Source organism: Saccharothrix texasensis (genome assembly GCF_003752005.1).
Taxonomy (GTDB): domain Bacteria; phylum Actinomycetota; class Actinomycetes; order Mycobacteriales; family Pseudonocardiaceae; genus Actinosynnema; species Actinosynnema texasense.
Window position 1 is genome coordinate 1,935,800 of the sequence record NZ_RJKM01000001.1, and the last position, 16,692, is coordinate 1,952,491.

The window sequence follows — 16,692 nt, forward strand, 5'->3', positions numbered from 1 at the left end:
GGTGCACGGTCAGGCGGCTCAGCGCTTGCCGTAGCGGTCGAGGTCGTGGAAGAAGTCCGGGACCACGGCCAGCTCGCCCGCCCGCGACACCTCGTCGTAGACGTGCTTGCCGACCGCCAGGTCCAGCACGCCGAGGCCGAACGGGGAGAACACCAGCGGCCGGTCCGCCGGTGGCGTCACCGCGCCGGTCATGACGTCGTGCAACGTGCCGGACAGGAACGCCCGGTTGCCGGTGAGCTGCTCGGCCAGGTGCGGCGAGGTGTTCGCCTTCAGGCAGTGCTCCACGTCGTCCACCACGTTGGCGGACGCGAGGATCACCTCGGGCGACAGGTCGCGCAGCGACACGTGCAGCACCAGCGGGTTGTGGTCGAACCACGTCGGGTCGGTGACGTGCGGCGTGCCCGCGACGGTGGCGAACACGACCAGGTCGCTCGACCGGATCAGGCTCTCCGCGCTGTCGTGGACCCGCACCGCGCCGTCGCCCGCGTCCAGGGCGTACTCGCGGAAGCCGGTCGCGGAGTCGGCGCTCAGGTCGTGCACGCCGACCTCGTCGAAGCTCCACCCGGTCGCGGTCAGGTAGGTGTGGATGTAGCGGGCGATCAGGCCGGTGCCGACGAACCCGACCCGGGCGGGGCGGCCGGGGCCGCGGCCTCGGCTGAGCCAGTCGGCGGCCAGCGCGGCGGACGCGGCGGTGCGCACCGCGCTGACGATGGAGCTCTCCAGGCAGGCGATCGGGTAGCCGGTCTCGCGGTCGTTGAGGATCAGCACCGCGGACGCGCGCGGCAGGCTGGCGGCGACGTTCGCGGGGAAGCTGGAGATCCACTTCACCCCGTGCACGCCGATGTCGCCGCCGATGGACGCGGGCAGCGCGATGATCCGCGACGAAGGGTCTTCGGGGAACCGCAGGAAATAAGACGGAGGATTGATCGTGGCACCTTCACCGTGCCACCGGTAGGCGGCCTCGATGAGTTCGAGAACGTGCTTCTCGCGCCCTCGCAATACCTCGTTCACCTGAGCGCCGGAAATCACCGCGAAGGCAGGTGCCACGTTACCGTCCCTTTCTCGTCCAGCTCTGATGAGCTGCGCCGACCCGGCCGGGCAGCGGTCCCGACCACATACTCGCGAACACGGCTGACAAGCCGCTGACACGCCACTGACGGCGGTGCGTATAGAAAATTCATAGCCATTCGGGTTCAGGGTGGGTCCGGACACGGATTTCCGGGCACTCGCCCTTCGAACACCGGCAGCACCGCGACGGACGTCGGTTCCGCGGCCTTTGTCGTGATCATGACGGGAGGACAAACCTCGATGGAAGATCGTAGGATCAAGAAGGTCGTGGTGCTCGGTGGCGGCACCGCGGGCTGGATGGCCGCGGCGTACCTCGGCAAGGCGCTCGGCCCCGGTGTGACCATCACCGTGCTGGAGGCGCCCTCGATCCCCAAGATCGGTGTGGGCGAGGCGACCGTGCCCAACCTGCACAAGACGTTCTTCGAGTTCCTCGGCATCGCCGAAGAGGACTGGATGCGCGAGTGCAACGCCAGCTACAAGATGGGCATCAAGTTCACCAACTGGCGCACCCCGGGCCGCGGCGAGGCGAACCCCCGGCCGTACGGGGACGGGACCGACCACTACTACCACCTGTTCGGCCTGCTGCCCAACCACGAGAACCACCCGCTGTCGCACTACTGGGCGCACAAGAAGCTCGGCGGCCAGACCGACGAGCCGTTCGACTACGCCTGCTACCGCGAGCCCCCGATCATGGACGCGAAGCTGTCGCCGCGGTTCATGGACGGCACGAAGTGGACCAACTACGCGTGGCACTTCGACACCAACCTGATCTCGCCGTTCCTGCGCAAGTGGGCCACCACCAACCAGGGCGCGATCCACATCCAGGACCTGATGACCGAAGCGGTCATCGACCAGCGCGGCAACATCTCGGCGCTCAAGACCGAGGGCGGGCTCACCATCGAGGGTGACCTGTTCATCGACTGCTCCGGCTTCCGCGGCCTGCTCATCAACCAGGCCATGAAGGAGCCGTTCCTGGACATGAGCGACCACCTGCTCAACGACAGCGCGGTCGCGACGCAGGTGCCGCACGACGACGCGGCCAACGGCGTCGAGCCGTACACGTCCTCGATCGCCATGTCGAGCGGGTGGGCGTGGAAGATCCCGATGCTGGGCCGGTTCGGCACGGGCTACGTCTTCTCCAGCCGCTTCCAGTCGCGCGACGACGCGACCCTGGAGTTCTGCACCATGTGGGGCCTCGATCCCGAGACGGCGAACCTGAACCAGATCAAGTTCCGGGTCGGCCGCAACCGCCGCGCGTGGGTGAAGAACGTCGTCTCGATCGGCCTCGCCTCCTGCTTCCTGGAGCCGCTGGAGTCGACCGGCATCTACTTCGTCTACGCGGCGCTGTACCAGCTGGCGAAGTACTTCCCGGACAAGAACTTCGACTCGGTCCTGCAAGACCGCTTCAACGCGGAGATCGAGACGATGTTCGACGACTCCCGGGACTTCGTGCAGGGCCACTTCAGCTTCGCGCCGCGCAACGACACCGCGTTCTGGCAGGCCTGCAAGGAGCTGCGGCTGGCGGACGACTTCCAGGAGAAGGTCCGCATGTACAAGGCGGGCCTGGCGGTGAACATGCCGATCACCGACGAGTCGACCTACTACGCGAACTTCGACGCGGAGTTCCGCAACTTCTGGAACAACTCCAACTACTACTGCATCTTCGCCGGGCTCGACTACCTGCCCGACCACTCGCTGCCCGCGCTGGCCGCCCGGCAGGACGTGCTGGACTCGGCCGAGCCGGTGTTCGCGCAGATCAAGCAGACGCAGAAGGAACTGCTGACCACGCTGCCCAGCACCTACGAGTACCTCAAGCAGCTGCACGGCAAGTAGGACCTCCCTCCCCCGGGAAACGACGAGCCCACCGGTCCCCGACCCGGTGGGCTCGTCGCCGTCCGGGCGCCGCTTCGCGCCCGGTCCGACGGCACGGCGTGGGCGAGGGCTCGGCTCACGAGCCGGCCCGAGGAGTTCCGGGCGCACCCGTGGGCGGTGCGCGCCCACCGCGGGCACCACGCCGAGTACCCCGACCGGTCGGCGCCGGTCGGGGTACTCGGGGTGCGGCGGCGGTCGGCCGCGGGGGTGGCGCGGGGTTCAGCGCGGTGAGCCGACGCCCACCCGGAACGGGTCGTCCCGGTCCAGCTTCCCGGTGAACAGGCCCTGGAACAGGTTCAGCTTCTGCATGTTCGACGTGCCCTCGATGAACTCCAGGCCGCGCGCGTCGCGGACCAGCTTGTCCAGCTGCGGGTGGTCGAAGCGGGCGCCGACGCCGAAGAACTCGCAGGCCGCGCGGGTGGCGTCGAGCGCCAGCTGCGACGCGCGGGCCTTGGCGGCCGACGCCAGGTAGCCGTCCGAGGTCCGGGCGTCGACCGCGCGGGCGGCCAGGTGCACGAGCGCGCGTGCCGCCGTGATCCGGCGGCCCAGCTCGTCGAGCCGGTCGCGCTCGTCGCGGCGCAACGTCGAGCGGTTCTCCGCGACGTACTCGTGCGCCGCCCGCGCGATGCCGAGCGCGATCGCCGCCACGCCCGGCCGGAGCAGGTTGAACGTCTGCACGAACGCCCACATGCCGCGCCGCGACGGCGAGAGGTGCCGTCCGACGAAGCGGGACGCCGGCACGTGCACGTCGTCCAGCGTGATCGCGCTGATCCGCGCGCCGCGCAGGCCGATGGTCTCCAGCGCGGTCGCCGAGAACCCCGGCGCCGGGGTCTCCACCAGGACCGCGTTGATGCCGAGCGGGCCGGAGCCGACGCGCGCGAACACCACCCCGAGCTGCGCCCGGCAGGCGTTGCCGACGTACCGCTTCTCGCCGGCGAGCACCGCGCCGCCGTCGACCGGGGTCAACGTCGTGGTCAGCCCGCCCGCGTCGGACCCGCGGTCGGGTTCGGTGAGCGCGAAGAACGTCCACAGCGGCTCGGCGAGCATCCGGCCGTAGAACCACTCCTTCTGCCCGTCGTCGGCGAGCAGGTCGACCAGCACGCCGGCCAGCAGCGGGCCGGGCGAGGCGACCAGCATGCCGACGTCGGCGCAGGCCAGCTCCTCCATGATGATCGCCCGTTCGAGGGCCAGCGTGCCGTAGAACCGGTTGCCCGCGATGGGGATGGGGACGTTGCCGTACTCCGGCGGGATGCCCATGGTCGACAGGTACCGGACCGCGGGGAGGTCGAAGTGGTCGCGGATGAGCTCCGGGTCGCGGTCCACCGCGAGCCCCAACCGGCGGAAGTCCGCCCCCCACTCGCGCACCTGGTCGCGCAACGCGACGAGCCGCGCGTCCAACGCGCTCACGACTCGACGCCCACGTGCGTCCCGGGCGTGCCCGACGCGGAATCCGCGGCGGGGCCCGAGGTCGGGTCCGCGGCGGGACCCGCGGTGGGGCCCGCGGCGGGGTCCGGGGGCGGGCCGGGCACGTAGGCCTCCGCCAGCAGCTCCGACAGGTGCGCCACCTGCCCCGGGCCGCCGACCAGGTACCCGCTCGCGCCGAGCAGGTTCACCAGCCACCGGTCGGCCGCGGTGATCCTCGCGTGCAGGTGGGCCAGGATCACGCCGGGCAGCTCGCCCGCGTCCACGCCCGTCAGGACCGCCCGCACCTCCAGGTGCTCGATCAGCCCGTCGGCCACGGTCGACTTCACCATCTGCTGCTGCAGCAGGGTGGTGCTGCCGGTCCGCCTCCCGTTCAGGTAGCGCATGCACGTCTCGCGCAGCGCCTCCGACAGCCCCAGCCGCAGCCACACCAGGCCCAGGGCCCAGGCGGCGCGCTGGTCGGACGTGGCGGGGTCGGTCTCGGGGTCCGCTGCTCTCAACCGAGGTACGGGAACACCGTTTCCGTACATTCTCGGACCATCTTCACCCGATCGTGTACCCAGCACCCGCAGCAGCACGACCGCCCCGCCGGGCAGGTCGATCGTATCCACAGTGGACTCGTCCAGTCCAGGCCGGTCCACCACGACACCGTCCACCCACACCCGGTCCGCCGACGCCGCGACCTCCTGCGGCACGACCGCGTGCCCACCCGGCCCGCACGGCAGCAGCCCCGGCGCCACGAGCGAACCCAGCACCGTCAACGCGGGCGCCAGCCCTTCCTCCCGCGCCGCCGAGTGGCACCTCGACAGCACGGCCGCGCCCAACCGCACCGACGTCGTCACCGGGTCACCCCCACCGCGGCCATGCCCAGGTCGCCGGTCGCCACGTCGTGCTCCACGAGCACCACCCGTCCCAGCGAGTCCGCCAAGCCCTCCCACAGCGCCGTGCACGGGTACCCGGCCGGCGCGGACCGCACCGTCCCGCCGTGCCGCACCAGCTCCGGGTCCACCCCGGCGCCGGCGACCACGGCCACCGGCACGCCCGGACCCACCAGCGACGCCATCCCGGCCGCGACGGCGTCCGGCAGGTCCGCGACCGACACCCCGGGTGTGTGCACCGTCGACAACGGCGCGCCACCCGGCTCCAGCAGCAACGCCACCCCGGCGTCGCCGACCGGCCGGTCGCCGGTGTCGTCACCCAGCTCGTAGGGCAACGTGGCCTGGTCCGCGATCACCACCAGCGCACGCGAGAACCCGTGCCGGGCCGCGTAGTCGGCCGCGATCCGCAACGCCGCGAACGGCGCGCACCGGCCGACGTCCGACACCGAGAACGACAACGGCGCGCCGGGCACCGCCTCGGCCAGGTACGTCGCCGCGGCCATCCGGCAGTCCAGGTCCGGCGTGGCGTGGGCCACGATCGCCAGCTCCACCGGCCCCAACGGCTCCAGGCCCGCGTGCAGCGACCGGGTCAGCGCGGTGAACGTGGTGCCCGGCGAGGCGAGCGCCTCGGGTCGCAGCGCGACGCCGTAACCGGAGGTCAGGTCGGTGAAGTGGCGCAACGAGAACTCGTCGGCCAGCGAGCGGTCGGGGGCGACGCGGGTCCGCACGACCCGCGCCAGGCCCAGCGTCCGCGCGCCCGCCGGCCGGGACAGCGTCGGCGCGGTGGTCCGGTACACGGCTAGCGGTCCATTTCCGCGGCGACGAAGTCGGCCAGCGAGCGGACCGTCTCGAAGTGCGCCATCTCCAGGTTGTCGGTGTCGAACTCGACCTCCAGCGCCTCCTCCAGCTGCATCAGCAGCTCGAAGACGCCGGTCGAGTCGAGGCCGAGCTCGTCGAACAGCCGGGACTGCTCGGTCAGCTCCGGCAGGTCGTAGTCCAGCACCTGGGCCAGCACGGCGGTGATGGCGCCGACGATCCGCTCGCGGGGGGCGACGGTGGTGGATTCGCTCATGATGCGGTTCCTTCGGTGAGAGCCGTGGCGGCGGCGCGGTCGGGGAGGTGTTGGTGGCGCAGCAGGTCCTCGGTGTCGTCGCGGGTGCGCACCAGGTGCGCGCGCCCGTCGTGGACGAGCACTTCCGCCGGGTAGCCGTGGCTGAGGAACAGCACGGGCGAGGCGGTCGGGCCGTAGGCGCCGGAGCGCAGCACGCCGACGAGGTCGCCGGGCCGGACTGGCGGCAGCTGGACCTTCTTGCCGAGGGTGTCGTTGGGCGTGCACAGCGGTCCGGTGACGTGCCAGCTCTCGGTGGCGGGCTCGTCGACCCGGTTGAGCACCCGCATGGGGAAGTTGCGCTTGACGAACGACCCGACGCCCACCGCCGCCATGTGGTGGTTCGTGCCGCCGTCGGCGACCGCGAACCGCTCCCCCATGGACTCCTTGACGTACCGCACGCGCACCACGTACGTGCCGGACGTGGCGGTGAGGTAGCGGCCGAGCTCCATCACCAGCCGGGTGCCGGGGTGCCGGTCGGCGAACCCGTCGATGACCGGGTTGACGCGCGCGGCGAGCAGCGCGAGGTCGAGGTCGCGCTCGCCGTCGAAGTAGGCCACGCCGAGGCCGCCGCCGATGTCGACCAGCTCCAGCGGGATGCCGAGGTGCCCGGCCAGCCGGTCGGCCAGCTCGAAGATCCGCTCGGTGTTCTCGGCGACGGCCTCCTCGGACAGGATCCGGGTGCCCATGTAGACCTGCACGCCCATGAACCGCACGTTCGGGTGCCGTGCCACGAGGTCGTCGGACGCGAACAGCTGCGACTCGTCGATGCCGAACTGGCGCGGCTTGCCGCCCATGGTCAGGCCGGAGCCCTTGACCGAGAAGCTGGGGTTGACCCGCAGCGCGACCGGCGCGCGCATCCCGCGCAGCGCGGCGAACTCGTCGATCAGCGCCAGCTCGCCGAACGACTCGCACACGATCGCGTAGACGCCCTCGTCCAGGCAGGCGGCCAGCTCGTCGGCGCTCTTGCCCGGCCCGAGGAAGATGATGTCGGCGGGGTCGACGCCGGCGCGGCGCGCGGTGACCAGCTCGGCCATCGACGACACCTCGGCCCGCGCGCCCCGGGCGTGCAGGACGGACAGCACGCCGATGTTGGGGTTCGACTTGAGGGAGAAGAAGAACTCCAGCCGCGGGTGCAGCAGCTCCTTGAGCCCGTCCACCCGCGACTCCAGCTCGTCGCCGTCGTACAGGTACAGCGGTGTGCCGTACCGCTCGGCGATCTCGGTGATCCCGATGCCCTGGACCTCGAACTCGGCGCTCACGGTCGCGTCTCCAATCGGGCGGTGATGTCGTCGTCCACGCGGCGCAGCTCGTCGTCCGACGACGCGACGAGCAGGCCGTAGAGCCGTCCGTCGAACGCCGCGTCGGCGCGGTGGCCCGCGTTGACCGTGGCGAAGTTGTTGACCAGCAGGCCGGTGCCGCCGGCCCCGTCGAGCAGCAGGCCGCGCAGCAGGTCGCGCACCTCGGCGAACGGCAGCCTGCGGTGCAGCCGCACGGGGTAGTGCCGGGCCAGGGCGACCTGCCCGGGTCCGACGAACCGCTCCTGCACGCGTGCCTGGTAGGTGGACATGTTGTTGCGCGCGTTGATCTCCACGACCGGGTAGAGGCCGTCGTCGGGGTCGACCATGGCGTCCACGCCGACCACGCCGAAGTAGCCGTCCGCGGCGAGCTTCTTGCCCAGCCGGAGCGAGGTCTCGGCGAGTTCGCCGACCTGGGCGCCGGACAGCCTGGCGGGCATCCGGTGTCCTTTGTGGACGCCACCTTCGGTGTGCAGCTCCTTGACGAAGTCGAACCGCACGTCGCCGTCGCGGGCCACGGTGAACTGGTAGTTGAGGTCGGCGCGCTTGGCGACCCACTCCTCCACCACGAACGCGAGCCGCGGCCGGCCGGACTTCTCGACCTGCTTGGCGACCATGCCGAGCAGGCGGTCCATCCGGCGGTCGCTCTCCAGCACCGCGATGCCCTTGCCGGAGACGCCCAGCGCCTCCTTCACCACGACCTTGCGGCCGTCCGCGACCAGCGCGCGTGCCCGCTCGAACGCCTCGCGCAGCTCGTCCACGCTCTCGCAGGCCCACCCGGCGGGCTGCCGCAACCCCAGCTCGTCGGCCGCGCGTCGGCTGTAGACCTTGCTGTTGACCGCTTTGCACGTCGTGGCGTCCGGCGCGGCCAGGGCCATGCCGGTGCGTTCGGCGAGACGTTCTTCCAGGTCGGACACGCCGTGCGCGGTCAGCCGGACGCCCTGCCGGGCCAGTCCCGCCACCGTCTCGACCGTCGCGGGGTCGGCGAGGGCGTCGGCGGTGACCGTGCGGCGCGGGTCGGAGTCCGCCACCACGTGCACGGTCGGCAGGTCGATGCCCAGCCCGGCGAGGTAGGCCAGGTAGTCGGGGTCGGGGGTGGCCTTGAGCACGACGTGGTCGTCGCCGCCGGCCAGCAGCAGCGCGAACTCGTCCATGTGGTTGACCACGGCCGCGCCGCTCTCGGCCGACAGCCGGGGCAGCGTGTGCTCGCCGAGCGCCCACCGCTGTTCGACCTCGAAGTTGCCGAGGAACGCGAGCGAGGCGTCCGGCGTGCCGAGCAGCGCCGTCTTGAGCCTGCGGGTGAAGTCCGGTTCGTCCATGTCTGCGCTCCGGGACATCTCAGTGCTCCAGGACCATCGCGGCGAACGTCTGACCGAGGCCGGCGGCCGTCATCAGGTACTTGTCGCCGGGCTTGAGCAGGCCGAGCTCGGTCACCGTCTGGTAGTTGATGAACGGGTCGGCGCAGAAGCAGTGGCCGGTGGCGCCGAGGTTGTCCAGGAAGAACCGGTCGTTGGGCAGGCCGAGGTTCTTCGCCGCGACCGTCCACGACACGCGGTTGACGTTGTGGGGCAGCACGAGGTCGATGTCGGCGACGCCGATGCCCGCCTCGCCGGTGGCCGCGCCGACGACCTCGGCCAGCGCGTCCTGGTAGATGCGGCGGGCGTCCTTGGCGATCTCGGGGGTCAGGTCGATCACGCCGTCGTCGCGGCCGTGGATGCGGCTGGCGTAGCCGCGCACGTGGTCGCGGTCGCCGTCGGCGGCCACCAGGATCGCGGCCATGCCCTCGCCCATGATCGACGTGTCGCGGACCCACTGGGTGAACGGCGTGAACGTCTTGTCGCCGGCCAGGATCAGCGCCAGCGCGTCGGGGTCGCCGTCGGCGGCGAGCAGCGTGCCGGCCACGTCCATGGCGAGCAGGCCGGTGGCGCAGCCGTGGTCGGCGACGGAGAGGGTCGTCGCGTGCCGCAGGTTCAACGCCTCGCGGACCTCGTGCACCGGGCTGATCGGGTAGGGCGCGGTGGTGCGCATGCCCTTGGCGCGGATGAGGTAGCGGACCCGGTCCTCCTGGCCGCGCAGCCCGTCGAGCTTCTCCGCGGCCGCGATCAGCAGCTGCGCCTCGGACAGGTCGGACTTGCAGATCCGGTCGAGGCCGTAGAGCCGGGTGAACCGGCGCACCTGCTGCTCGTCGAGCCCGAGCGACTCCTGCAGGTCCGCGACGGCCACCGTCTCCGGCAGGTGACTCGAGACCGCCACCAACGCCGTCATGTGCGTCCTCCTCGCCCTGGTCCGTTGCCGGATCAAGGTTCGCAAGGCCCACTGACACCGTGCTGACACCCGACTGACCGCCGAGAGTCCAACGTCCACGTCGCGAGAGTCCAACGTTCTCGTCGCGAGAGTCCAACGTTCAGCGGCCCTGAGTTCAACACTCGACGTCGGGCACGGGTGTCCGAGCGTTGAATTCAGGTCTCGCGAACGTTGGACTCTCGAGCCCTGAACGTTGGACTCTCGGGATGGCGAAGGCCACCTCGACCGGGGTCGAGGTGGCCCTTCATCCCCAGTGGACTGCTCAGGTGGCGGCCGTGCGGGAGGCCTGGTCCGGCTGCTGGTCACCGGCCGAGTCGCGCGGCCACCACCGGGTCGGCCGCGGCAGGAACGCGGCCAGCTCCGGGAAGTCGGTCGGCCGCTCGGTCATCCAGTTCCAGTAGCGCGGGATCGACCGGGCGTACTCGCAGTAGTACCGGCGCAGCGCGTCGATCAGCTGCCGGAGCGTGTTCGGGTGGATCGAGCCGGGCCGCCACACGAGCAGCAGCCTGCTGCGCAACGGCTCGGTCATCGCCACCAGGCTCACGTCCGCCGTGGACCCGGTCGGCGTGGCCAACGCCGCCGCGCCCGCGTCCCGCACCCAGCTCATCGCCTCGGCGTGCCCGCCCGCGTAGTGCATGACCTCCGGCGTGGGGTGGTCGAGCCTGCGGAAGAGGTGCTCCTCGACGACGTGGAACCAGTGGCCGGGCACGTGGTGCACCCAGCTCAGCGACAGCATGTGCCTTCGGCTCACCGTAGTCCTGCGCGCGAGCGCGTGGTCGCGCGGCAGCGCGAGCCAGATCGGCTCGCGCACGATGATCTCCTTGGCCAGTGTGGGATCGAGGTCCCGCACCCCGTCCACCGCCTCCGGGCTGGGCACGAGCGCCGCGGTGAGCTCGCCGCGGCTGACCGCGTCCACGCCGAGCGCCGGGTCCAGCGTCACCGTCTGCACCTCGACCGAGGGCAGTGACGACTGCAGCGCGCGCCGCAGCGTCACCGGTGTCCATTCGGCGTTGCCGATGCGGAGAATTCCGGAGGACAGCGAGGACGCCTCCGCCACCACCGCGTCGGCCCGGGTGGCCAGGTCCGCCAGCATCGGGATCAATCGCTCTCCCAGGGGTGTGGGAGTGATCCCGAAGGCCGACCGCACGAACAGGTCGCCGCCGACCGCCTTCTCGATCCGTCTCAATTGGGCGGTGAGGCTCGGTTGGGGCAGGGACAGCTTCGCCGCGGCCTTCGAGATGCTGCCGGCCTCGGCAAGGGTGGTGACCACCCTGGCATGACGTATCTCCAGGTGCATGCATCCAACCCCTTCGCGTCGTTACTCGGGGTCCACTAACTCCGGTGGGTTCGGGGATTTCCCGCACCCACCTCGTTCGTGCCGGGCGGCCGTTCCAACGTACCCCACGGGTGAACGCGTGAGGAGGAGTTCAGGTGACCGTCGACTATTCGTTGAGTCCTCAACAGAAATTATGGAAACAGTGTCTACGATCTCCGGCACGTACCTACTCAAAGGTCGGTTGCGCGTGGTCCCCGCAGCGATGCGGAGACGTGCTCCACCGGCGGCCCCGACCGGCGGTTCGGGGGACAGCACCAGTGCCACCGGCTTGATCCCGTCCGTATGGTCTGCGGCGCGTGCACACACCGATAGGTCCCACATGGGGAGCAAGAACGTGAATCTATCTCCGATTCAAGGCGTGGATGACGTCGTCCGACTGCATTCCGTCCGCAAGGTTTACGGCAATGAGCGGAACGGCGTAGTGGCCCTTGACGGAGTCACGCTCGGCATCGCGCGCGGCACCTTCACCGCGGTGATGGGCCCGTCCGGATCCGGCAAGAGCACCGCGCTGCACTGCGCCGCGGGCCTGGACAGACCCACCTCCGGCTCCGTGCTGCTCGACGGTCGGGAGATCACCGGCCTGAGCGAGCGCGAGCTGACCCGGTTACGCCGCGAACGCGTCGGCTTCGTCTTCCAGTCGTTCAACCTGCTGCCCGCGCTCACCGTGGTGGAGAACGTCCAGCTGCCGCTGCGCCTGGCCGGCCGCCGCCCGAAGCGCGCCCAGGTGGACGACGTCATCGCCCGCGTCGGGCTCTCCGACCGCCGCAAGCATCGCCCCGCCGAGCTGTCCGGCGGCCAGCAGCAGCGGGTGGCCATCGCCCGCGCGCTCGTCACCGAACCCGCGGTGATCTTCGGCGACGAGCCGACCGGCGCGCTCGACACCCGCACCGCGCTCGAAGTCCTCGCCCTGCTGCGCCAGGCCGTGCGCGACGTCGGCCAGACCGTGGTGATCGTGACGCACGACCCGGTGGCCGCCGCGCACGCCGACCGCGTCGTCTTCCTCGCCGACGGCCGGATCGCGGGCGAGCTGGAGTCGCCGACCGCGCACGCCGTCAGCGAGCGCATGACCCAGCTGGGCGCCTGGGCCGACGCGCCCACCGGCGACCTGGCCGACGGGGTGCGCTGATGTTGCGCCTCGCGTTGCGCACCCTGCGCTACCGCATCGGCGGGTTCACCGCGTCGTTCATCGCGCTGTTCATGGGCGCGGCGATCGTGATGGCGTGCGGCGGCCTGATGGAGACCGGCATCCGCGACGACGTGCCGCCGCAACGGCTCGCGGCGGCACCGCTGGTCGTCGCCGGCGACCCGGCGAACCTGGAGCGCGCCCCGGTCGACGCCGCGCTGGCCGCCAAGGCCGCGGCCGTCGCCGGTGTCGCCGAGGTCGTGCCCGACGTGGCGTTCCCGGTGCTCCTGCCCGGCGGCGCGGAGGCGACCGGCCACACGTGGTCCGGCGCACGCCTCGCGCCGTACGCGGTGGAGCAGGGCCGCGCGCCGCGGGGGCCGGGCGAGGTCGTGGTGGGCGCGAACTCCGGCATCGGCCCCGGCGGCACGGTCGCGCTGCGGATCGACTCGCGGGACGTCGACTACCGGGTGGTCGGCGTCGCCGGGGCGCCGGTCGAGGCCGAGGTCGTGTTCTTCGCCGACGACGAGGCACGGCGGCTGTACGCGAAACCCGGCAAGGTCGACCTGATCGGCGTGCTGCTCGAACCGGGCGCGACGGCGGACGGCGTGCGCGCGGGCCTGACGGCCGCGGTGTCCGGTCGGGACGTGGCCGTGCTCGCGGGCGACGAGCGCGGGCTCGCCGAGTTCTCCGACACCGGGGGCGGCGGCGAGGCGATCATCACCCTGTCGGCGGTCTTCGGCGGGTTGGCGATCATGGTCGCGTTGTTCGTCGTGGCGGGCACGCTCGGCCTGTCCGTGCAGCAGCGGCACCGCGAGATGGCGCTGCTGCGGGCGATCGGCACCACGCCGGGCCAGCTGCGCGGGCTGGTGCTCGGGGAGACGGCGTTCGTGGCGGTGCTCGCGACCGCGCTGGGCTGGCCGTTGAGCGGGCGCCTCGGCGCGTGGCTGTTGACGCGGCTGTCGGGCGCGGGCGTCGCGCCGCAGGCCATGGCGTACCGGCAGGGCTGGGTGCCCGTGGTGGCCGGTGTCGGCATCTCGCTGCTCAGCGCCCTGGTCGCGGCGTTCGTCGCCGGTCGGGGCGCGGCGGTGACCCGGCCGACCGAGGCGTTGATGGCCGCGGGACTGCAGACGCGCTGGTTCAGCGTGCCCCGGCTGGTGTTCGCGCTGCTGTGCCTGGGCGGCGGCACGGCGTTGAGCGTCATCACCGCGGTGGTCATGTCCGGGCCGGTGGCGGCGAGCACGGCCGGGCCCACGGCGATGCTGTGGGCGGCGGGCATCGCGCTGCTCTCCCCCGCCGCCGCGAGGGTGCTGATCGCGGTCCTGCGTTGGCCGGTGCGCGCCCTGTCCGGCCTGTCCGGCTATCTCGCCGTGCTGAACACCGGCGCGCGGCGGGTGCGCGTGGCGAGCGCCATCACGCCCGTCATGCTCGCCACCGGTTTGGCCACCGCGTTGCTCTACCTGCAGACCACCCAGGCGAGTGCCGCCACCGACGCGTTCGCGGAGAGCCTGCGCGCGGACGCCGTGGTCACCGGTCCCGCCGGCGGGGTGCCGCTGGAAGTGGTCGACGAGGTGCGCGCCCTGCCGGGTGTCGAGGCGGCGTCGGCGGTGGTCGACAGCGAGGCGTACTTCCCCGACCACGAGGACGGCGACGACGAGATCACCGTGCTCGGGGTGACGCCGAGCGGGGTCACGCGGACCATGGACGTGGACGTCACCGCCGGGTCGCTGGACGACCTGCGCGGCGACTCGGTCGCGCTGCCGACCGGCTGGGCGGAGGACCTGGGAGCCGCCGTCGGCGACCCGATCAGGATGAAGCTGGGTGACGGGGCGGTCGTCGACCTGGAGGTCGTGGCCGTGCACACGGGCTCGTTCGACGCGGCGTTGCTGCCCGCCGGACTGGTCGCCGCGCACACCACGGGCGGCCGGGCCACGCAGGTCCTGGTGAAGGGCCCGGAGTCGGCGTTGGCGCCGTTGACCGGGCGTCACCCGGACCTGGAGGTCGCCGGCCGCGAGGAGGCGCTCGCGGCGGGCGGCGGCGGCGAGCAGACCGGCGCGTGGGTGAACTACCTGCTGGTCGGCATGATCCTGGCGTACACGGTGATCTCGCTGGTGAACACCCTGGTGATCGCGACCGGTGAGCGGCGGCGCGAGTTCGCGCTGCAACGGCTGATCGGCGCCACGCACGGGCAGATCCTGCGGATGGTCGGCGTCGAGTCGGTGGTGATCTCGCTGGGCGGGATCATCCTGGGCGCGATCGTGTCGCTGGTGACGCTGGTCCCGTTCGCCATCGCGTTGAACGGCACGTTCTGGCCGCGGGGCCCGATCGGGATCTACCTGGTCGTGGTGGGCTCGGCGGCGGGACTGACGCTGCTGTCGACCGTGCTGTCCACCGCGTACGTGCTGCGCACCCCGCCGGTGGAGGCCGCGGCGGCGCCGGCCTGACGGGTCACGGCCGGCGCCGGAGGTCCACTTCGGCGCCGGTAGCGGCCGACCGCGCGAGCGCCTGGCCCACCCGGGCGGTGCGCGCCGAGTGCGCGGGCGTCACCAGCGGCGTGACCCGCTCCCGGACCGCCTCGGCGAACGCGGCGGCCTGGTGCTCGTAGGCGTCGGCCGCGGGCACCGCCTCGTCGCGCACGCCGTCCAGCGTGACGACCGTGATCAGCCCTTCCTCGTCGGGTCGGGTCCACGCGTTGCGCACGGAGATCGAGCCGCGCGTGCCCTGGAACTCGTAGGTCGCCCGCGGGCCGTACTCGAGGCTGTAGTCCAGCACGGCCCACCGGCCGTCGCCGAAGTCGAGCGTAGCCACCGCGCTCAGGTCGACCTCCCGCGAGTGGAACCGGGCCCGCGCCGCGCGCGGCTCGGCGTCGAACGCCCACAGCGGCACGTCGAACGCGTAGCAGCCGACGTCCCAGGTCGCGCCGCCGCCCAGCGCCGGGTCGAACCGGATGTTCCCCTCGACCGCGGTCGGGTACGCGAACGCCGACCGCACCACCCGCAGCTCGCCGATCTCGCCCGAGGCCAGCAGGTCGGCCGCACGCCGCTGCTGCGGGTGGAAGCGGTACATGTACGCCTCCATCACCACGAGGTCGGCGGCGGCCCGCTCGACGCGCACGCAGTCCTCTTCGGACAGCGCCATCGGCTTCTCCACCAGCACGTGCTTGCCCGCGTCGAGCGCGCGCAACGTCCACGGGACGTGCTGGGTGTTGGGCAGCGCGATGTACACGGCCTCGACGTCCGGGTCGGCCAGCAGCTCGTCGTACCCGTCGTGCACGCGTGCCCCGAACGGCCGCGCCACCTCTTCCGCCTTCGCGCGCCTCCCGGCCCGGCTCGCCACGGCGACCACCGCGTTGCCCGCCGTCCGGTGGATCGCGGGCAGCACGCGGCTCGCGATGTGGGCGGTGGCCCCGAGGACACCCCAGCGCAGCGGCTTCACCCTCGCCACCTTAACCGCTTCACCGCGTGTCCTACACCCAGAACCCGCGTGTCCTACCTTCCCGTCGCGAGAGTCCTACCCTCACGTCACGAGAGTCCTACGTTCAGGACACCCGAGTTCAACGCTCAGCGCACCGCCCACCGCCCCCGGGTCAGCCGCAGCCGCCCGCGTGCCCCTCGTCGGACGAACGCCCCAGACCGACCGCGCCGGACGACGCGGGCAACGCCGCCGCGGGCGCGAGCTTCGACCGCACGTGGGCGACGAAGTCCGGCAGCCGGTCGACGCCCCAGAACCGGGTGAACCGGTGCACGAAGAACGGCACGCCGAACGCGCCGTCCTCGCACACCTGCACGAGCAGCTCGACCCCGCGCGCCCGCAGCTGCGGGTCTTCGCTCGCGCCGGACACCTCGTCGGGGTCCAACCCCAGCTCCGCGGCGATCGAGGCGACCGTCTCCCGCGAGCAGATGTCACGCCCCTGCTCCCACCGCGCCCGGTACGCCGCCGCGATGTACTCCTGCCCCAGTCCCGCGCGCAACGCCACCAGGTAGCCCAGGTGCGGGACCTCCCACACCGGCTCGCGGTCCACCGGCCACTTCACCGCCAACCCGCGCGCCGCGGCCAACCTGGCCACGTCCTGCAGGATGTACAGGTGCTTCGCGCGGGACATCGCCGCGTACGGGAACTGCTCGCCGCGCTCGGCCAACGCGCGCTCGTTGCGCTCGTCGGGCTCCCAGAACGGCGCCCACTCGACCGCCCCCGCCACGTCCGGGTAGGACCGCAGCAGGTCGTGGTAGGCCAGCCACGAGTACGGGCTGCGCAGCGAGAAGTAGAACCGGGGTTGCCGCGCCACC

14 protein-coding genes are annotated in these 16,692 nt (G+C 72.0%); 3 read left to right on the forward strand and 11 right to left on the reverse strand.

Features of this window, described 5'->3' with window-relative positions:
* Positions 1–18 precede the first annotated feature (18 nt).
* A complete protein-coding gene (gene sbnB / locus EDD40_RS07080; protein WP_123742177.1) occupies positions 19–1,047 on the reverse strand; it encodes a 2,3-diaminopropionate biosynthesis protein SbnB in 1,029 nt (342 codons plus the stop codon).
* A gap of 261 nt (positions 1,048–1,308) precedes the next feature.
* Between sbnB and EDD40_RS07085 the strand changes: the two genes are divergently transcribed.
* Complete coding sequence (locus tag EDD40_RS07085) at positions 1,309–2,901, forward strand: tryptophan halogenase family protein (protein WP_123742178.1); 1,593 nt, start codon at positions 1,309–1,311, stop codon at positions 2,899–2,901.
* Between the two features lie 258 nt (positions 2,902–3,159).
* Here EDD40_RS07085 and EDD40_RS07090 read toward each other — a convergent pair whose 3' ends face one another.
* The 8 genes from EDD40_RS07090 to EDD40_RS07125 form a co-directional block, all read right to left on the reverse strand.
* Positions 3,160–4,347, reverse strand: coding sequence for an acyl-CoA dehydrogenase family protein (locus EDD40_RS07090; protein ID WP_123742179.1), 1,188 nt, complete (start codon positions 4,345–4,347; stop codon positions 3,160–3,162).
* Positions 4,344–5,204, reverse strand: coding sequence for a DUF2786 domain-containing protein (locus tag EDD40_RS07095; RefSeq protein ID WP_123742180.1), 861 nt, complete (start codon positions 5,202–5,204; stop codon positions 4,344–4,346). Before EDD40_RS07095 ends, EDD40_RS07090 begins: the two co-directional genes overlap by 4 nt.
* A complete protein-coding gene (locus EDD40_RS07100; protein WP_123742181.1) occupies positions 5,201–6,037 on the reverse strand; it encodes a beta-ketoacyl-[acyl-carrier-protein] synthase family protein in 837 nt (278 codons plus the stop codon). Before EDD40_RS07100 ends, EDD40_RS07095 begins: the two co-directional genes overlap by 4 nt.
* 2 nt (positions 6,038–6,039) lie before the next feature.
* A complete protein-coding gene (locus EDD40_RS07105; protein ID WP_123742182.1) occupies positions 6,040–6,312 on the reverse strand; it encodes an acyl carrier protein in 273 nt (90 codons plus the stop codon).
* Positions 6,309–7,610, reverse strand: a complete 1,302-nt coding sequence (locus tag EDD40_RS07110) for a type III PLP-dependent enzyme (RefSeq protein ID WP_123742183.1) — start codon at positions 7,608–7,610, stop codon at positions 6,309–6,311. The genes EDD40_RS07105 and EDD40_RS07110 overlap by 4 nt, the downstream gene beginning before the upstream one ends.
* Positions 7,607–8,965: a preATP grasp domain-containing protein gene (locus tag EDD40_RS07115; protein ID WP_123742184.1), complete on the reverse strand. Its 1,359-nt coding sequence runs from the start codon at positions 8,963–8,965 to the stop codon at positions 7,607–7,609. Before EDD40_RS07115 ends, EDD40_RS07110 begins: the two co-directional genes overlap by 4 nt.
* Positions 8,966–8,984: 19 nt before the next feature.
* The gene (locus tag EDD40_RS07120) at positions 8,985–9,911 is read right to left on the reverse strand and encodes a 3-oxoacyl-[acyl-carrier-protein] synthase III C-terminal domain-containing protein (protein ID WP_123742185.1); all 927 of its coding nucleotides are present in this window, start codon (positions 9,909–9,911) and stop codon (positions 8,985–8,987) included.
* A gap of 301 nt (positions 9,912–10,212) precedes the next feature.
* Positions 10,213–11,247: a LysR family transcriptional regulator gene (locus EDD40_RS07125; RefSeq protein WP_123742186.1), complete on the reverse strand. Its 1,035-nt coding sequence runs from the start codon at positions 11,245–11,247 to the stop codon at positions 10,213–10,215.
* Between the two features lie 358 nt (positions 11,248–11,605).
* Between EDD40_RS07125 and EDD40_RS07130 the strand changes: the two genes are divergently transcribed.
* On the forward strand, positions 11,606–12,412 hold the full coding sequence (locus EDD40_RS07130; protein WP_123742187.1) for an ABC transporter ATP-binding protein: 807 nt from the start codon (positions 11,606–11,608) through the stop codon (positions 12,410–12,412).
* Positions 12,412–14,850: an ABC transporter permease gene (locus EDD40_RS07135; RefSeq protein ID WP_123742188.1), complete on the forward strand. Its 2,439-nt coding sequence runs from the start codon at positions 12,412–12,414 to the stop codon at positions 14,848–14,850. The genes EDD40_RS07130 and EDD40_RS07135 overlap by 1 nt, the downstream gene beginning before the upstream one ends.
* A gap of 4 nt (positions 14,851–14,854) precedes the next feature.
* Here EDD40_RS07135 and EDD40_RS07140 read toward each other — a convergent pair whose 3' ends face one another.
* Positions 14,855–15,841 carry a Gfo/Idh/MocA family protein gene (locus EDD40_RS07140; protein ID WP_201440085.1) on the reverse strand — a complete coding sequence of 329 codons (987 nt, stop codon included), beginning with the start codon at positions 15,839–15,841 and terminating at the stop codon, positions 14,855–14,857.
* Between the two features lie 151 nt (positions 15,842–15,992).
* Positions 15,993–16,691 carry a 2-hydroxychromene-2-carboxylate isomerase gene (locus EDD40_RS07145; protein WP_123742189.1) on the reverse strand — a complete coding sequence of 233 codons (699 nt, stop codon included), beginning with the start codon at positions 16,689–16,691 and terminating at the stop codon, positions 15,993–15,995.
* Position 16,692: the final 1 nt, after the last annotated feature.

Excerpts from the sequence above, each read along its gene's own strand:
- EDD40_RS07085 (WP_123742178.1), top strand. The coding sequence starts at position 1,309 with ATGGAAGATCGTAGGATCAAGAAGGTCGTGGTGCTCGGTGGCGGCACC.
- EDD40_RS07105 (WP_123742182.1), bottom strand. The coding sequence starts at position 6,312 with ATGAGCGAATCCACCACCGTCGCCCCCCGCGAGCGGATCGTCGGCGCC.
- EDD40_RS07115 (WP_123742184.1), bottom strand. The coding sequence starts at position 8,965 with ATGGACGAACCGGACTTCACCCGCAGGCTCAAGACGGCGCTGCTCGGC.
- EDD40_RS07120 (WP_123742185.1), bottom strand. The coding sequence starts at position 9,911 with ATGACGGCGTTGGTGGCGGTCTCGAGTCACCTGCCGGAGACGGTGGCC.
- EDD40_RS07125 (WP_123742186.1), bottom strand. The coding sequence starts at position 11,247 with ATGCACCTGGAGATACGTCATGCCAGGGTGGTCACCACCCTTGCCGAG.
- EDD40_RS07130 (WP_123742187.1), top strand. The coding sequence starts at position 11,606 with ATGGGGAGCAAGAACGTGAATCTATCTCCGATTCAAGGCGTGGATGAC.
- EDD40_RS07135 (WP_123742188.1), top strand. The coding sequence starts at position 12,412 with ATGTTGCGCCTCGCGTTGCGCACCCTGCGCTACCGCATCGGCGGGTTC.